The organism is Caulobacter sp. SL161 (genome assembly GCF_026672375.1).
In the GTDB taxonomy this organism is placed as follows: domain Bacteria; phylum Pseudomonadota; class Alphaproteobacteria; order Caulobacterales; family Caulobacteraceae; genus Caulobacter.
In genome coordinates, this window is record NZ_JAPPRA010000001.1 from 2389647 (window position 1) to 2405105 (window position 15459).

A 15459-nucleotide genomic window follows, 5' to 3' on the forward strand; every position below is an offset into this window, starting at 1 on the left:
CGGCCGACGCATCGGTTTCCGTCGCGCAGGCCGTCCTGGACAAGGGCGGTCCGCGCCCCGCCGGGCGCGTTGGCGACATGTGTGCGCTTCAATACAAGGATCGCGGCGGCGTCTGTAGCCTGAAGACGCAGGTCAGACCTTCGGGCGCGTAGTCGAACTCCGAGGCGCCGGAGAGATCGCCTCTCAGGCTCGATGAGATCAGGCGCGAGCCAAAGCCGCGTCGGGACGGCGGCTTGACCGGCGGGCCGCCCCGCTCGCGCCAGATCAGGCGCAGACGGGTGCGGCTTTCCATGGTCCAGGAGACCTGGATCCGGCCGGCGTCGGTGGACAGCGCGCCATACTTGGAGGCGTTCGTGGCCAGTTCATGCAGGATCATGGCCAAGGCCACGGCGGCGTTCGGGGCCAGCGGCGTTGCGGGTCCTTCGATGCTCACCTGGGTCGCATAGGGCTGCAGCGCTTCGGCGACCAGTTCGCCAAGGTCCGCGCCTTCCCAGCTGCGGCGCGTGAGCAGATCGTGCGCGCCGGCCAGGGCCAGCAGGCGCTCGTTGAACTGGGCCAGACCAAGCTCGCCGCCTCCCTTGAGGCTGTGCCGGGCCAAGGATTGAACCACTACCAGGGTGTTCTTCACCCGATGGTTCAGCTCGTTGATCATCAACTGCTGACGCTCGGCGGCCGCGCGGGCCTCTTCTTCGCGGTGATGCAGGATCTCCGCCGCGGCGCGAAGCGAACCGCGGACCTCGGCGATCTCTTGCAGGGCGGAAGGCGCCGGGGCCAGGGGCGCGCCCGCCGCCAGGGCCTCGGCCTCGGCGACGAGACCGCGTACGTCGCGCGAGATGGGACGCGCAAACGCCAGAGCGGCCATGACGCCCAGGGCGATCATCAGCGCCGACCCCAACAGGGCAGGGCCAAGTGACCCAAGGATGGTCCGGTTCAGTTCATCGTGCGGCACGCCCACAATGAAGGTCCAGCCATAGGTCGGGGAGCGGCTGAACGCTGACAGCGTCTGGACGCCGTCGAGCGTATGGGTGTCGACGACGCCGTCCTGCGCCAGGGCCATGGCTCTTTGCATGTCGAGGCTGGCATGGCGACCCAGCATCTTCTCCTGGTCGTGCGACCTCGCCAGGAGGGCGGCGTTGCGGTCGACGATGCTGGCGGTCCAGGTCTCGGGCAGGCCCTGGCCGGTCATCAGGGCATGAAACACCGCCGGGTGCTGCATGTAGGCCAGCACGAAGATCTGTCCATCCACCAGCACCGGCATGTTGACGCCGATGATGGGACCCGCATTGGGGCGCGGGATCAGATTGCTGACGTTGGACTTGCCCGTGGTCATCTCGCGCCAGCTCTGTTCGCTGGGGGGCGCATTGGGCGGCGGCGCGCCGGCCGGCATGCGGGTGTTGATCCACTGCCGGTCTTTGTCCATCAGCACGATCCAGCCGTCGCGGCCGTCGACGGCTTCTCGCGCCTGCTTCTCGAAGGTGGCCAGATCGCCCTGCGACAAGGCGGGGGACACGGCCAAGCCCTGCAGCACGCTCTGGCCCTGACCGATCTGGCGGTCCGTGGCCAGGGACAAGGCGCGGGTTGTGGTCACCAACTGGGCGGCGAAGCGCCGTTGCCCTTCGGTGTACTGCACGGCCACCAGAGCGGCCATCAGCAGGATGGCAGGGGCGGCGAGGGTCAGCGCCATGAACAACAGACGCCGCGTGACCGTCGAAGGCGCTCTTGTCGCGCTGTTGGTGGTCACATCCGCCCCGCTCAAAAAACCGCGCGAAGCTGGAGGGCGGAGGGCGCTGCGTCAATAGGCCACAGCTGTCGCCGCCCGCTCGGCTGACGCTTCGGGTTTAGCCCGCCGTCATGACAGGCGCCCGCGCCGTGATGGGAGCGGCGCGATGACCGTCCACCAACACCGACAGCGCGGCCAGCGACAGCAGGGTGCAGATCAGGATCAGGCGGATGGCCACGGCGCTCTCCTCGGCTTACGGGACCATCAAGCGGCGCCGTGGATGAACCGAAGCTGAAAGGCGCTACTGGTCCACGCCGCCCAGCGTCGCCCTTGCCAGATCTAGGAAGCCCGCAAGGTCGATCACCTCGGCCCGGGCGTCCGGGCTGACGCCGGCGCGCTCGCAAAGATCGGCCCCGCCCAGCGCCTTGAGGCTGGATCGCAGCATCTTGCGCCGTTGGCCGAACGCGGCGGCGGTCACACGCTCCAGCGCCGCGACCACCTCGGCGGGCGGCGGTTCAGCCTTGGGAACGAGGCGGACGACGGCCGAGGCCACCTTGGGCGGCGGCGTGAAGGCCTTGGCCGGCAGGTCCATCACGGTCCTGGCCTCGCACAGCGTCTGGGCGATGACGGCCAGGCGTCCGTAGGCGTCGTCGCCCGGTTGCGCGACGATCCGGTCGGCGACTTCCTTCTGGAACATCAGGGTCATCGACAAAGGGCGGAACGGGCCTGTCAGCCAGTTGATCAGCAGCTGGGTGCCGACGTTGTAGGGCAGGTTGGAGACCACGTGCGCCGGCCCGCCGGCAGCCTGGGCGGCGTCGACCTTGAGGGCGTCGCCTTCCACGAGTTCTAGACGCCCCTCGGCCACTTCGGCCACTTCGGCCAGGAGCGGCAGGAAGCGGCTGTCCTTCTCGATCGCCACCACACGCGCGCCGGTCTCGAGCAAGGCGCGGGTCAGGCCTCCGGGACCGGGGCCGACCTCGACGACGGTGTCGCCCTCGCCAACCTGAGCCAGGCGCGCGATCTTGCGGGTGACGTTCAGGTCCAGCAGGAAGTGCTGGCCAAAGCTCTTGCGCGCCATCAGGTCGTGGCGTTCCAGGGCCTCGCGCAGGGGCGGCAGATCGGCCAGGCTCATCTTGTGTCTCTCCACCTGTCTATCCGACGGATAGGCAGGCCGTTCTAAACGCCGCGACGGGCGGCGATCTTGGCCGCCAGCTGGATGGCGGCGATCAGGCTATCGGCCCGGGCGATCCCGCGTCCAGCGATGTCGAAGCCGGTGCCGTGGTCAGGCGAGGTCCGCACGATGGGCAGGCCCAGGGTGATGTTCACGCCGCCCCAGAAGTCCAGCATCTTCACCGGGATCAGCGCCTGGTCGTGGTACATGCACAGCACCCCGTCGTAGCGCGCCCGGGCCTCAGGATGGAACAGGGTGTCGGCGGGCGAGGGGCCGGACGCCTGCACGCCCAGCGCGCGAAGCGCTTCGACCGCCGGCGCGATGATGTCGATTTCCTCGCGTCCCAGGGCGCCGCCTTCGCCGGCGTGCGGGTTCAGCGCCGCTACGGCCAGGCGCGGCTCGGCGATGCCGAAGTCCTTGCGGAGGGCCTGGGCGGTGACAAGCCCACTGTTGATGATGGCCTCGGTCGTCAGCGCCGACGGCGCCTTGGCCAGCGCGGTGTGGATGGTCACGAGCGTGGCGCGCAGGTCACCCGCCGCCAGCATCATCACCGGGCCCCTTGCGCCCACCATGCTGGCCGCCGCCGTCAGTTCGGCCAGGAACTCGGTATGGCCGGGGAACTGGAAACCGGCCTCGTAAAGCGGGGCCTTGGCGATCGGCGCGGTGATCAGGCCGCTGACGGCGCCCGACAACGCCAGCCCGACCCCTGTCTCGATCCAGCGGATGATCTGGGGCGCGTGGCTCGGGGAAGGGCGGCCGGAGACAACCGGCGAAAGCACGGGAATGTCGAGGACAGGGAGCGCGTCAGGGAAAACCTGGGCGGCTTCCTGCGGCCGGGTGACGGCGCGCACCTTCACGCCGCCGCCGGCCGAGGCCAGAAGCTGTGCGTCGCCGATCACGACGAAGGTGGGGCCGTCCTGCCGTAGCGCACGCCAAGCCTTGGCGATGATCTCCGCGCCGACGCCGGCCGGATCGCCGGCGCTGATGGCGAGGGGGCGCGACGTCACCGGGTTTCGATGGTCGCCTGGTTGCGCAGGTCGCGAAGATAGCGCTTGGCGATCAGGGCCAGTTGCTGGCCGCGCAGGCGGTTTTCGATCTGGTCGTCCGTCGGCGCGTTGGCGCCGCCCTGGCGCTTGCCGCAAACCGCGATCAGATGCAGGCCCGCGTCGGTGCGGATCGGGTCGGAGATCTGCCCGATTTCGAGCTTGTTGGCCGCCTCCTGGAAGGCGGGGGCGAGGTCGGTGATCTCCGCTTCGCCCAGGTCGCCGGCGACCAGACCGTCGACCTTGGCCGCCGTCGCTTCAAGGCTCTGGCAGCTGGTGATCTTGGGCTTCAGGTCGACAAGTTGCTTGGTGGCGGCGGCGATCTGGGCTTCGGTGGCGTCAGCCGCCAGCGGCGCGGCGACCTGTTTCAGGTCGACGATCGCGGTCTTCGAGCCCGCACGCTTGTCGCGCAGATAGATGATGTAGACGCCGTCCTTGACCTGGATCGGGCGCGACAGCTGACCCGGACGCAGCTGCTCCAGCGCGGCGTCGACCTCGGTCGGCATCTCGCCCTGGCTGACCCAGCCGACCTCGCCGCCGTTGGCGGCGGTGGCCGAGCCCGAGAACTGACGGGCGACGGCCGCGAACGGCGCACCCTGCTGCATCTGGTTGATCAGTTGCGTCGCGCCATTGACGGCGACCTCCATGCCGCCCACGCGGGCGGCGTCGAGGAAGACCTCGCTGATCTGGTACTGCGGCTTGGCCGCCGCATCCGCCAGGCGGCGTTGATAGGCCTTGATCTGGTCCTCGCCGATGCGCAGGCGCGACCCATAGCGCCCCTGGATCCAGGACTGCCAGCTGGACTCCGCGCGCAGCTGGGCGCGCCAGGTATCGAGGCCGATTCCCTGCGCCACCAGCTGTTGCTTCAGCTGTTCGGGTTGCAGGCGGTTGGACTGGGCGATGTCGCCGATCTGTTCTTCGACTTCCTTGTCGGTCGAGATGATCGTGATCTTCTGCTGCTTCTCGACCCGCTTGAGCTCCTGCATCTGCAGGCGCTCGTCGATCAGCGAGCGCAGGGCTTCCTGCTCGATCTGCGGCAGGTTCTCCTGGGTGGGCTGCATGCCCGAGGTCGCCATCAGCAGGCGCATTCGCTGCATCAGGTCGTAGCTGGAGATGATGTCGTCATTGACGACCGCCGCCACGCTTTCCGACAGCGGTTGTGGCGCGGCCGGCGCCGACGGCGCTTGGGCCACGCCCTCAGAGGCCGCTTGCTGCATGGCCATGGCGGGCGCGCCGAGGCTCGCCACGGTCAAGGCGAGAATGGACGCGGCGCCGGCCGCGAAAGTCGTCACGCTACGCGCAGACCGCATGGATAGTGTCGTTCCTCTAGGCCCTGCCGCCCCTTTCGGAGCGCGGTCGATTATTACAGTCTCGGTGGCGGCGGTCGTCCGACCGACGTGTCCTTGCGGCCGTCGCCTCCGATAGTCACGCTTGGCAAGCTTGCGGGTCCGCCCGCACGCCCCCAAGCGCGGTCACTTAATTGCTGCTGTACCCTGTATCACCCAATGTGGCGAGCGTTAGGCGGAACACGATCGTACGATCAGGTTGCAGCCGCAAACCGCTGGCCGTCGAGGCGTAGCGGTCTTCCTGCTGGTAGATGACGTCCACGCGAATGCAGTCGTCCTGGTAGGCGACGCCTAGGTCGCGACGACGCCAGACGTCCTGGACCATGTCGCGCTGCCCGAACGCGGTCAGGGAGAAGTGCTTGGTCAGCTTCAGCTCGCCGCGCGCTTCGAAGTTTTCCTGGCGGTTACCGTTAGCGTCCAGTTCGTCCTTCAGATAGCGAACCGAGCCGCTGCCGCGCGTGGTGAAGGCGTCGACGCCGGTTTCGATCCGATGGATGTCCTGCGTCTTGGAGTCGAGGCGCGTGCGGACAAAGGCGTTGATCCCCCGAACCGGCGTGACGGTGGCCGCAACGATCCAGTCGGAAGACTTCATCTGCAGGCCCGTGCGCGTGGGCAGCAGCGGATCGAACTCCGATCGAAAGCTGCGCCCCACCAGGATGCTGCCGCCACGGCCGTCGGGGCGCGCGAAGGTGGCGCGGCCGCCGACGTTCAGGCGTTGACCCCCTTCGTAGAGGTCAAAGCCCGGCGACTTGTTGGCCTGGAACAGGTTGGTCTCATCAAACTCGAGGGTCGCGCTGTCCTCGTTGTAGAGGTAGCGCTTGGTCCCGTCGCGGGCCACGACCACAGGCACGCGCGAGCTGTCCGAGCCGAGCGCGACCTGGGCCAGCGGCTCCAGCACCACGCTGCCGCCTTTGGCCAGCGGCTTGTAGAACGGAAGGCTGAAATCCACGCCGCCGACGCCGAGCGCGCGGGTGTAGGTCTCCTGGGTGTCATCGCCCAGCGCGCTGGCGGCGGGGGTGACGAAGGTCTTGATCGAATAGGCGTCACCGCGCGCCTGGACGAACGGCGAGACCTTCAGGCCAGGTCCGATGATGTTGCTGGCGCGCCAGTCGGCCTTGACGCTGGCCCGGCTGGAGTCGACGCCGTTCTGGCCCTTATAGGCGCCCAGGAAATAGGGCGCTTCGCCAAACTGAGACTCCGAGCGGTTCAGCATGACGCCAGAGCCCTGGAGGCGCAGTCGACCGCCCAGCACCGGCTTTTCCGGCTCCCATCGCGCTTCCACCAGCGGGCCGATCAGCGGGAACGCGCCGCTGTTCTCAAAGGCGTTCGCCGAGTTTGTGGCGGCGTTGACGCCCACGACCCGTAGACCTTGGACCGAAACCGCAGAGACGGACAGCCAGGACCGTTGCGACTGGCGTGTCGCATACAGCTGTGAGACCAGACGGCGGTCGTCGCTCGTGAACAGTCCGCGCTGCTGGTAGACGTCGTTGATCTTATATTTGTCGAACAGCAACGCGTCGGACACGCGTTCGGCCGAGAAGCCCCACTTCCAGTGCTCATCGATGTCAAACTTGCCGTTCGCCAGGATGTAGCTTCGGAAGGTCTCCTCGCCGAAGCGGTCGCCTCGGATGTCGAATTCCTTGTCGTAGGTGAAGCCGCCGCGCGCCTCGAGCGTCCCGGAGTAGAAGCGCTTGCGGTAGGCGACGTTCAGGAACGGATTGACCTGGCTGTTGATCTGCGGGGCCAGGATCACGTCCGACGATGGCGATATCACATGGTAGTAGGGCTGGTTGTACGAAACGCCGCGACCTCGGGAGAAGTCGAGCTTGGGGGCTAAGAAGCCCGAGCTGCGCTTGGCTTGCGGGTCCGGATGCCAGAACAGCGGCAGATACAGAACGGGCGCGCCCCATACACGGATGACGGCGTTCTTATAATAGATGAGCTGCTTGGGCTTATCCTGGACGATCTTGTCGGCCGAGACCGACCAGGTCGGGGTCGGCTTTTCGGCGCAGACCTCGCAGGGCGTATAGATCGCCTTGTTCAGTTCCTGGATGTTCTCGTTGCGACGCACGGCGCTGGCGGCCGCGACCTTCATGTTCTGCTCGAGTCGGGCGGCGAAGTTACGGGCGAAGCCCGCCTTCATGTCCTTGTCGAGCTCCAGATGGTCGGCGAATTCGGCCGTGCCGTCGGGATTGATCAGCTCGACATTGCCGTCCGCCGTGATCGCGCCGGTCTTGCTGTCGTAGATCACCTTGTCCGCGCGCAGGGTGCGGCCCTGATAGCGCGCCTCGACCGCGCCCTCGGCGGTCATGATTTGGTTCTTATCGTCCCGGATCAGAAGGTCTGATTCCAGATAGTAGCCATCGTCGCCCAGGCCGTCGGGCGGCGCGGTCTTGATCACCGGCGTCTGCGGGATCGTCGCGAGGTTCTGCTGGGCTTGGGCCGCGCTGGCGCAGGCCAGCGTCAGCCACGCTGCGCCGCTCATCAGCAGCGCGCGGCCGGCGGACGGGACGCTGGAGCGCGTTTCAGTCATGAACGACCCTGGAAACAATGACTCACCCATCTTCCGTATAGCAAAGCAAAGTGAAGCCCACCAAAAGCGCGACGGTCGGCGGGGTCCAGGCAGCGACGAACGGGGCCAGAACGTCGGCCCGCCCCAGTGTGCTGCACAGCTCGTTGAAGAAAAAGAACCCAAACCCCAGGGCGACGCCCGACCCGGCCAGCATGGCCAGTCCGCCCAGACGCATCAGGCGCAGCGAGAAGGCCGCCGCCAGGACCGACATGGCCGCAAAGAGCAGGGGCGTGGCCAGATCCTGCTGCAGGCGCAGCTTGAAGGGCGCGGCCGAGAAGCCGGCGTCGGCTGTCCGCTGGATCGTGGCCGGAAGACGCCACAGCGCCACCGCCTGCGGCGTATTGAACCGCTCCGAGGCCGTGCGATCGTCGAGGTTCGAGGGGATGGACAGGCTGTCCGAGCGAATGGCGCCGGCGCCGGGGGTGGCTTCTCGCACGCCGCTCAGTCGCCAGAAGCCAGGCTCAAGGCGGGCCTCATTGGCCTCGATGCGACGGGTGAAGTCCATCACGCCCTTGGCGTTCAGCGTGTAGACGAACAGCGACACCCCGCGCAGGCGCACCGAGCCGTCGACGAGCTCGCGGGCTCTGGCGCGGATCACGATCTGGGTCTTGTCGTCGCCCTGGCGCAGCCATGTCCCCTTGGGCGCTTCCTTCAGATAGCCGTTCATCGTGCGGTCGCGTTCGGTCTCGAACTTGGCCGTCATCGCCGTGGTCAGCGGATTGAGCAGGGTGATCGTCAAAAGACCGATCACGAATGACGAAGCGGCCGCCGGCATGATGAAACGCCAGGCCGAGATCCCGGCCGCGCGCATGGCGATCAGCTCGCTGCGGCGGTTCAGCTCGACAAACGCCCACATGGTGCCGAACAGAAAGATGAAGGGCGCCAGGACCAGAATGGTCGCCGGGGCCTGAAGGATGGTCAGGTAGAGCAGCCGCAGGAAGCTGGCGTCGGCGCGTGTACCCACATTGCGCGCGATGTCGACGAACGCGATCAGCATCACCATCGCGCTCAGCACCGCCAGGGCCCCGACCAGCGCACCCATGGTGCGCTTGAGCACATAGCGTTCCAGCATGCCCATGGTCAGCATCATGCGGCTCCCGAAAACGCGGGCGCCGGGGTGGCGGGCTTGGTCTTGCGGCGCGGGGAGACCCTCTGGCGGAAAATCTGCGACATCGCCCAGGCCGTGGCGGCCAGCGGCACGATATACTGCAGCACGTTCAGCCAGGGATCATCCTCGCACGCCGCCTGGACGCCGAAGCCGACGATGCGGACGATCGCGGCGGCCGCGCCGACAGCGGCGATGCGATTGCCATAGCCCATGCGGCTGAACGAGCCGCCCAGCACGGCGGCCAGCGCCATGCTCATCAAGGCGATGTTGTAGAGCGGGCCGGCGAAGCGCGAGTGCCCTTCGGCCAGCAGCTTGTCCTTGTTGCGCTGTTCCCATTCCTGGGTCAGGTCCGGGAAGAACAGCTCGTGCGGATAACGGTCGGCGATCTTGTAGTGCAGCAGCTCGTCGCTGTGGAACAGGCTGGACAGATCGAAGGTGTACTCGTCGAAGGACGTGTACTGCAGCACGCCGTCGCGCGAGAACTGCTGGTTGGACCCGTGGCGCATGATCAGCACCGGTTCGCCCTTGCGGGTGGCGATCTCGGCTTCTCGCGACGAATAGGTCGAGGCCGCGCCGTTGGGCAGTTCCTGGTGGATGAACAGGTTCTGGATCTTGCTGTCGCGGTCGATCGACTGGGCGTAGACGGTCAGACCCGGGCCAGGCTCGGTGAACTGGCCCGGCTGGACCAGGGTCGCGGCGACGTCGGTCTTGATCTGGAAGGCGGTCTCGCGGATCTGGCGGGCGCTCCAGGGCTGCAGCCACAGACCCGAGATCAGCGAGATCAGGGCGGCGATGACCGCCAGGCGCATGGCCGGCGAGATGACCCGCCAGCGACTCATGCCACCTGCGAAACAGACCACGATCTCCTGCTCCGTATGCAGTCGATTCAAGGCCACCAGGGCGGCTACGAACAGGGCCAGGGGCATCATGATGCCCAGCAGCTGGGGCAGGGCCAGGAGGATGATCTTCAGGAACACCAGCGCGCTCTGGCGCTGCTCCACCAGCACATCGAACTCCGACAGGCTGCGGGCCAGCAGGGCGAGCGCCACCAGCGCCGCGGTCGCCAGAAGCGTCGGGCCTAGCAACTGCCGGAAGAGATAGCGTTCGATGAGGCGCATGAAGACGGGGATCGGGGCGGATGGATTCGTGGGACGAACCCCGAAGATGCGCCGTTCTACACGGGGGCTTAACGCCAGCACAACCGGGGACCGAACTTGGCCGTCCCGAGTGTAGCCGAACGGAGCCTTTTCTAAGGCGCGGCATTGGACTATGCCGCCTTGATGAGGTGAGCCGGCGCGCGGTCTGATGCGCCGCTTACGGTCGCCCAAATTGCAGGAGCGCGGCATGCGTATCGAGTTCGTTCCCGTCGACACCCAGGCCGGCGCCACCGCCGCGCTCGCGGTCCTGGCTCACGAAGGCGCCGCCTTGTCGCCCGAGGCCCGCGCAGCCAACGAGGCCACCGGCGGCGCCCTGGCGCGCGCCATCGCCGGCGGGCGCTTCACCGGCGCCAAGGGGCAGACGCTCGACATCGTCGCCCCGAACGGACTGGAAGCTGCACGTGTGGTCCTGGTCGGCGTCGATGGCTCCGGCGCCGTCGAGCCCGAGGCGGTCGAACTGGCCGCCGCTTCGGCCTTCCAGGCCGTGAAGACCTCGGGCGTGGTCGAACTGGTGCTCAAGCTGGGCGCCGACGCCGAGACCGCCGCCCGCGCCGCTTTCGGCGCGCGCCTGGCCGCCTACCGCTTCGACAAGTACCGCACCACCGAGAAGGCCGAGAAGAAGCCCTCAGTCCAGGTGGTCAAGATCGCCGCCGCCGATCCGGTCAAGGCGCAGAAGGCCTATGAACCGCTGGCGGCCCTGGCCGACGCGATCGTGTTCAGCCGCGACCTCGTCTCCGAGCCGGCCAACATCCTGCACCCCGAAGAGTTCGCCGCCCGCGCCAAGGGGCTGGAAAGCCTGGGCCTGGAGGTCGAGATCCTGGGTGAGGCCGAGATGGCCAAGCTGGGCATGGGCAGTCTTCTGGGCGTGGGGCAGGGCAGCGTCCGCGAAAGCCAGCTCGTCATCATGAAGTGGATGGGCGCGGCTGATAAGTCGGCCCAGCCGATCGCCTTCGTCGGCAAGGGCGTGTGCTTCGACACCGGCGGCATCTCGATCAAGCCGGCCGACGGCATGGAAGACATGAAATGGGACATGGGCGGCGCGGCCGCCGTGGCCGGCGTCATGCACGCCCTGGCCGGCCGCAAGGCCAGGGTCAACGCCATCGGCGTGCTGGGCCTGGTCGAGAACATGCCCGACGGCAACGCCCAGCGTCCGGGCGATGTGGTCACCTCGATGTCGGGCCAGACCATCGAGGTCATCAACACCGACGCCGAAGGCCGCCTCGTTCTGGCCGACGCGCTTTGGTACACGCAGGAACGCTTCAAGCCCCAGTTCATGATCGACTTGGCCACCCTGACCGGCGCGATCATCATCTCGCTAGGTCATGACTACGCCGGTTTGTTCAGCAATAACGACGGTTTGTCGGAAAAACTTCTCGCGGCTGGCAAGGCCGAGCGTGAGAGCCTGTGGCGCCTGCCGCTCCCGGCCGCCTATGAGAAGCAGATCGAAAGCCCGATCGCCGACATGAAGAACATCGGCGGGCGTCCGGCCGGCTCGATCACGGCGGGTCTGTTCCTGCAGAAGTTCGTCAACGGCGTGCCGTGGGCCCACCTCGACATCGCCTCGGTGGCCTGGAAGAAGCCCTCGGCCGATCCGACCGTGCCCGATGGCGCGGCGGGCTTTGGCGTGCGTCTGCTCAACCGCCTCGTCGCTGACGCTTACGAAGGCTGAGCGTGACCGACGCCGCGCCCTGCGAGGTCTGGTTCTATCACCTCGAGCGCTCGCCGCTCGAGGCGGTGCTGCCCGAGCTTCTGGAAAAGACGCTGGGGCGCGGCTGGAAGGCGCTGGTGCGCGGCGGCGATCCGCGCCGGATCGAGGCCCTGGATCAGCACCTCTGGACCTATCGGGAAGACAGCTTCCTGCCGCATGGCCTGGCCAGCGAGCCGATGGCCGAGCGACAGCCCGTGCTGCTGACCGCCGCCGAGGGAAACCCCAACAGCGGCGATGCGCTGTTTCTCATCGACGGGGCCGAACCTGGAGACCTTTCAGGGGTTTCGCGCTGCATCCTCTTGTTCGACGGTCGCGATGATCAGGCCTTGGCCCTGGCGCGCGGACGTTGGTCGACGTTCAAGAAGGCCGGGCATCCGGTGTCCTACTGGCGCCAGGGCGCCGAGCGGGGTTGGGAGAAGCAGGCATGAGGCGGACCTTTGCAGTGTTGATCTCGGCGATGGTTCTGGCGGGTTGCTCCAGCGCGCCGGAGCCCGCGCCGCCACCACCACCGACGACACCGACCGCGCCGCCGGCCATCGCGCTCCCGACGCCGCCGCCGCAAAGCGAGCCCAAGGACGAGTGCGGCCTGAAGGACGCCCAGCAGTTCATCGGCCAGCTCCGCACCAGCTTGCCGGCGCCGGTCGACCCTTCCCGCTGGCGGGTCGCCTGCACGACCTGCCCGGTCACGATGGACTATCGCCCCGACCGCCTGAACATCCTGTTCAACGCCGATACAGGCGTGGTTCAGCAGGTGAAGTGCGGCTAGAGCGTTCCGGGGATCTTGCTCCTACGCGCTGGCCCTGAGTTGGCGCGGGCGAGCGTTGGGCGCATTGTCGCCATGACGGGAGTGACCGACATGCGCAGGCTTCTGACGACCGCCCTGGCGATGATGGCTTTGATGGTCCCGGCGACGACGATCGCGCAGGCGTCCCGGTCCGCCGCGGAGGCGGACGACGCCATTCCTGGCTCGCCGGCCCGGGGCGCGGCCTTCGCGGCCAAGCAATGCGCCACCTGCCACGCCATCACCGCCGACGGCGTCAGCCCGCGCTCCGACGCGCCACCGTTCGGCGAGGTCGCCAAGAAGTACGCGGACTACCGATTGGACTGGGAGCTCGAGGCGATCGCCTCGGTCGGTCACTACGCCATGCCCGCCAAGGCGATGACGGCGATCCAGATCGCCGACGTCACCGCCTATCTGCGCACGCTGTATGACAAGCCGCGCGACGATCACCATCGCCGCTGAGTCGGCGGTCGGTCAGCGCTTACCCACGCCTGGAAACTGCGCCACGCCGTCCTCGAACACGCCCAGATAGCCGAGCTCTCCGAGGAGCGGCGTCAGGTCCTCCACCAGGTCGCCGGACTGCGGCAGGTGGACAGGACGATCCTTCTGATCATGCAGGCGGTAGACCGTCCACATCTTGCCGCGCGGCGCGGGCGCGCCCGGCTGGATGAACTTGTGCTCCCAGCCGACCAGGGCGGGCGAGCGGCCCACTTCGACGTCGAAGGGGCGATCGCGGAAGGCCAGATCCATCTCGATCCGCAAGGCCTCGCCGATGCGGGTGTTCACCCATTCGGCGAACGCTTCCAACACGACGTGCGACGACAATCCTTCCGGATTGGCTACGACATGGTTGCGGGGGTGACCTGTGCTCATGGGTCGCACCATGCGGCGACACATGTTCGGGAAGCGCTAAACGACATGGTTTAGCGGCCGTTCATCCTGAGGTTGGCTCAGCCTTCGGCCTCGGCCAACTCCTCGGCCAGGCTCATCCAGGCCTCCTCGGCCTCGCTGAGCTTGGCCTGGGCGTTATCGCGCCGCTTGGTCAGTTCGGCGACCTTGCCCGGGTTCTTGACGTAGAGATCTGGGTCGCCGAGCTGGGCTTCCAGTTCGGCCAAGTCGCGGGTGCGCCTCGTCATCACTTGCTCGGCGGCCTCGACCTTGCGGCGAAGCGGCTCGACGGCGGCCTTCTTCGCGGGCGGCGCGACCGGCTTTTCAGGCTCGCGGCTGACCTGGGTCGGCTTCACGGCCAGCTTGGCGCGCTCCAGAACGAACTTGGCGTAGTCGTCCATGTCGCCATCGAACGGCTTGACCGTGCCGTCGGCCGCCAGCCACAGGCGGTCGGCGACCAGCTCCATCAGCGAGCGGTCGTGGGTGATCAGGATCACAGCGCCCATATAGTCGTTCAGCGCGTCCAAGAGGGCCCGGCGGCTGTCGATATCCAGGTGGTTGGTCGGCTCATCCAGGATCAGCATGTGCGGGGCGTCCATCGCCACCAGGTTCAGCAGCAGGCGCGCGCGCTCGCCGCCCGACAGGCTCTCGACCTTGGTCTCCTGCTTCTCGAAGCCGAGGCCGAACTGGGCCAGTTTCGAGCGCCGCGAGCTTTCCGAGGCCTCGGGCATGGCCCGGCGGATGATCTCCAGCGGCGTGTCGTTGGGATCCATCGCCTCGATCTGGTGCTGGTGGAACCAGCCGACCTTCATCTTCTTGTCGCGGTGGAACTCGCCGGCCTGTACGCCCAGCGCGCCGGCGATCATCTTGGCGAAGGTCGACTTGCCCGCCCCGTTGACGCCCAGAAGACCGATGCGGTCGTCCAGGTCCATGCGCAGGTTCAGATTTTTCAGGATCGGGCGGCCTGCCTCATAGCCGACGCTGGCCTTCTCCAGCCGGATGAGTGGCGGGGGCAGGGGCTTGGGCGGAGAGGGCAGGGTGAAGGGCGCGACGCGCTCCTCGATCGTGGTGGCCACCGGCTCCATCTTGGCCAGACGCTTCATCCGCGACTGGGCCTGGGCGGCCTTGGAGGCCTTGGCCTTGAAGCGGTCGACGAAGGCTTGCAGATGAGCGCGCTCGGCGTCCTGCTTGGCTTTCGCGGAGAGTTGCAGGCGGGCCTTCTCGGCGCGGCGCTTCTCGAAGTCGTCGTAGCCGCCGGTGTAGAGCTCCAGCTTGCCGCCGGCCAGGTGCAGCATGTGGGTGCAGCTGTTGTTGAGCAGTTCGCGGTCGTGGCTGACGATCAGCGCCGTGTGCGGGTACTTCTGGAGCCGCGCCTCCAGCCACAGCGCGCCTTCCAGGTCCAGATAGTTGGTCGGTTCGTCCAGCAGCAGCATGTCCGGCTCGGCGAACAGGGCTGCGGCGAGCGCGACACGCATGCGCCAGCCGCCCGAGAACTCGCTCATCGGCCGGCGCAGGTCGTCCTGGGTGAAGCCCAGGCCCACCAGGATTTCCGAGGCGCGAGCCGGAGCGGAGTCGGAGTCGATCTCGATCAGCCGGGCCCAGATCTCGCCCATCTCCTCGGGATCGGCGGTCTCCAGCCGGGTCATCAGCGTGTGACGCTCGATATCGGCTTCCAGCACCGTCTCCAGCAAGCTCACCGGCGTGGCCGGGTGCTCCTGGTCGACCGAGCCGATGCGGGCGCTCTTGGGCAGGCTGATTTCGTCATCGCCCGCGTGCAATTGGCCCAGGATCAGCTTGAACAGGGTCGACTTGCCCACGCCGTTTCGCCCGATCAGGCCGACCTTGGCCCCCGGCGGCAGGCTGACGGTCGCCTTGTCGAAAAAGCGCCGGCCCCACGCATTGAAGGTCAGGTCGTTGATCTGCAGCATTTTTGTGAAGCTTACGCGGTGGGGTTGGCGAGGGCGG

The 15459-nt window shown here is 67.4% G+C and carries 14 protein-coding genes; 4 read left to right on the top strand and 10 right to left on the bottom strand.

Features of this window, described 5'->3' with window-relative positions; translation table 11 throughout:
- Positions 1–88: 88 nt before the first annotated feature.
- The 8 genes from OVA11_RS11655 to lptF all read right to left on the bottom strand — a co-directional run bounded on the left by OVA11_RS11655 (position 89) and on the right by lptF (position 10078).
- A complete protein-coding gene (locus tag OVA11_RS11655) occupies positions 89–1741 on the bottom strand; it encodes a sensor histidine kinase (RefSeq protein ID WP_268067559.1) in 1653 nt (550 codons plus the stop codon).
- Positions 1742–1838: 97 nt separating this feature from the next.
- Positions 1839–1958 carry a hypothetical protein gene (locus OVA11_RS11660; protein WP_268067560.1) on the bottom strand — a complete coding sequence of 40 codons (120 nt, stop codon included), beginning with the start codon at positions 1956–1958 and terminating at the stop codon, positions 1839–1841.
- A gap of 63 nt (positions 1959–2021) precedes the next feature.
- On the bottom strand, positions 2022–2852 hold the full coding sequence (gene rsmA, locus OVA11_RS11665; RefSeq protein ID WP_268067561.1) for a 16S rRNA (adenine(1518)-N(6)/adenine(1519)-N(6))-dimethyltransferase RsmA: 831 nt from the start codon (positions 2850–2852) through the stop codon (positions 2022–2024).
- Positions 2853–2896: 44 nt separating this feature from the next.
- A complete protein-coding gene (gene pdxA, locus OVA11_RS11670; protein ID WP_268067562.1) occupies positions 2897–3898 on the bottom strand; it encodes a 4-hydroxythreonine-4-phosphate dehydrogenase PdxA in 1002 nt (333 codons plus the stop codon).
- Positions 3895–5244 carry a peptidylprolyl isomerase gene (locus tag OVA11_RS11675; protein WP_268067563.1) on the bottom strand — a complete coding sequence of 450 codons (1350 nt, stop codon included), beginning with the start codon at positions 5242–5244 and terminating at the stop codon, positions 3895–3897. Before OVA11_RS11675 ends, pdxA begins: the two co-directional genes overlap by 4 nt.
- Before the next feature lie 166 nt (positions 5245–5410).
- Entirely contained in the window at positions 5411–7843 is a 2433-nt protein-coding gene (locus OVA11_RS11680; protein ID WP_268067564.1) for an LPS-assembly protein LptD, read from the bottom strand.
- Positions 7836–8942, bottom strand: coding sequence for an LPS export ABC transporter permease LptG (lptG, locus tag OVA11_RS11685; protein ID WP_096033257.1), 1107 nt, complete (start codon positions 8940–8942; stop codon positions 7836–7838). Before lptG ends, OVA11_RS11680 begins: the two co-directional genes overlap by 8 nt.
- A complete protein-coding gene (gene lptF / locus OVA11_RS11690) occupies positions 8939–10078 on the bottom strand; it encodes an LPS export ABC transporter permease LptF (RefSeq protein WP_268067565.1) in 1140 nt (379 codons plus the stop codon). The genes lptG and lptF overlap by 4 nt, the downstream gene beginning before the upstream one ends.
- A 226-nt stretch (positions 10079–10304) precedes the next feature.
- Between lptF and OVA11_RS11695 the strand changes: the two genes are divergently transcribed.
- The 4 genes from OVA11_RS11695 (at position 10305) to OVA11_RS11710 (ending at position 13068) form a co-directional block, all read left to right on the top strand.
- Positions 10305–11786, top strand: a complete 1482-nt coding sequence (locus OVA11_RS11695; RefSeq protein ID WP_268067566.1) for a leucyl aminopeptidase — start codon at positions 10305–10307, stop codon at positions 11784–11786.
- Between the two features lie 2 nt (positions 11787–11788).
- Positions 11789–12253 carry a DNA polymerase III subunit chi gene (locus tag OVA11_RS11700; RefSeq protein ID WP_268067567.1) on the top strand — a complete coding sequence of 155 codons (465 nt, stop codon included), beginning with the start codon at positions 11789–11791 and terminating at the stop codon, positions 12251–12253.
- On the top strand, positions 12250–12591 hold the full coding sequence (locus tag OVA11_RS11705) for a hypothetical protein (protein ID WP_012640303.1): 342 nt from the start codon (positions 12250–12252) through the stop codon (positions 12589–12591). Before OVA11_RS11700 ends, OVA11_RS11705 begins: the two co-directional genes overlap by 4 nt.
- A gap of 90 nt (positions 12592–12681) precedes the next feature.
- Entirely contained in the window at positions 12682–13068 is a 387-nt protein-coding gene (locus tag OVA11_RS11710) for a c-type cytochrome (protein ID WP_442780890.1), read from the top strand.
- A 12-nt stretch (positions 13069–13080) separates the two neighbouring features.
- Here the strand turns inward: OVA11_RS11710 and OVA11_RS11715 are convergent, their stop codons facing one another.
- Both OVA11_RS11715 and OVA11_RS11720 read right to left on the bottom strand, forming a co-directional pair.
- Positions 13081–13479 (bottom strand): hypothetical protein, encoded by a 399-nt coding sequence (locus OVA11_RS11715; RefSeq protein ID WP_024265736.1) that lies wholly within the window; start codon positions 13477–13479, stop codon positions 13081–13083.
- A gap of 77 nt (positions 13480–13556) precedes the next feature.
- Positions 13557–15422 carry an ABC-F family ATP-binding cassette domain-containing protein gene (locus OVA11_RS11720; RefSeq protein WP_268067568.1) on the bottom strand — a complete coding sequence of 622 codons (1866 nt, stop codon included), beginning with the start codon at positions 15420–15422 and terminating at the stop codon, positions 13557–13559.
- Positions 15423–15459 lie beyond the last annotated feature (37 nt).

Excerpts from the sequence above, each read along its gene's own strand:
- lptF (WP_268067565.1), bottom strand. The coding sequence starts at position 10,078 with ATGCGCCTCATCGAACGCTATCTCTTCCGGCAGTTGCTAGGCCCGACG.
- OVA11_RS11675 (WP_268067563.1), bottom strand. The coding sequence starts at position 5,244 with ATGCGGTCTGCGCGTAGCGTGACGACTTTCGCGGCCGGCGCCGCGTCC.
- OVA11_RS11720 (WP_268067568.1), bottom strand. The coding sequence starts at position 15,422 with ATGCTGCAGATCAACGACCTGACCTTCAATGCGTGGGGCCGGCGCTTT.
- OVA11_RS11695 (WP_268067566.1), top strand. The coding sequence starts at position 10,305 with ATGCGTATCGAGTTCGTTCCCGTCGACACCCAGGCCGGCGCCACCGCC.
- OVA11_RS11715 (WP_024265736.1), bottom strand. The coding sequence starts at position 13,479 with ATGAGCACAGGTCACCCCCGCAACCATGTCGTAGCCAATCCGGAAGGA.
- rsmA (WP_268067561.1), bottom strand. The coding sequence starts at position 2,852 with ATGAGCCTGGCCGATCTGCCGCCCCTGCGCGAGGCCCTGGAACGCCAC.
- OVA11_RS11710 (WP_442780890.1), top strand. The coding sequence starts at position 12,682 with ATGCGCAGGCTTCTGACGACCGCCCTGGCGATGATGGCTTTGATGGTC.
- lptG (WP_096033257.1), bottom strand. The coding sequence starts at position 8,942 with ATGATGCTGACCATGGGCATGCTGGAACGCTATGTGCTCAAGCGCACC.
- OVA11_RS11705 (WP_012640303.1), top strand. The coding sequence starts at position 12,250 with ATGAGGCGGACCTTTGCAGTGTTGATCTCGGCGATGGTTCTGGCGGGT.
- OVA11_RS11680 (WP_268067564.1), bottom strand. The coding sequence starts at position 7,843 with ATGGGTGAGTCATTGTTTCCAGGGTCGTTCATGACTGAAACGCGCTCC.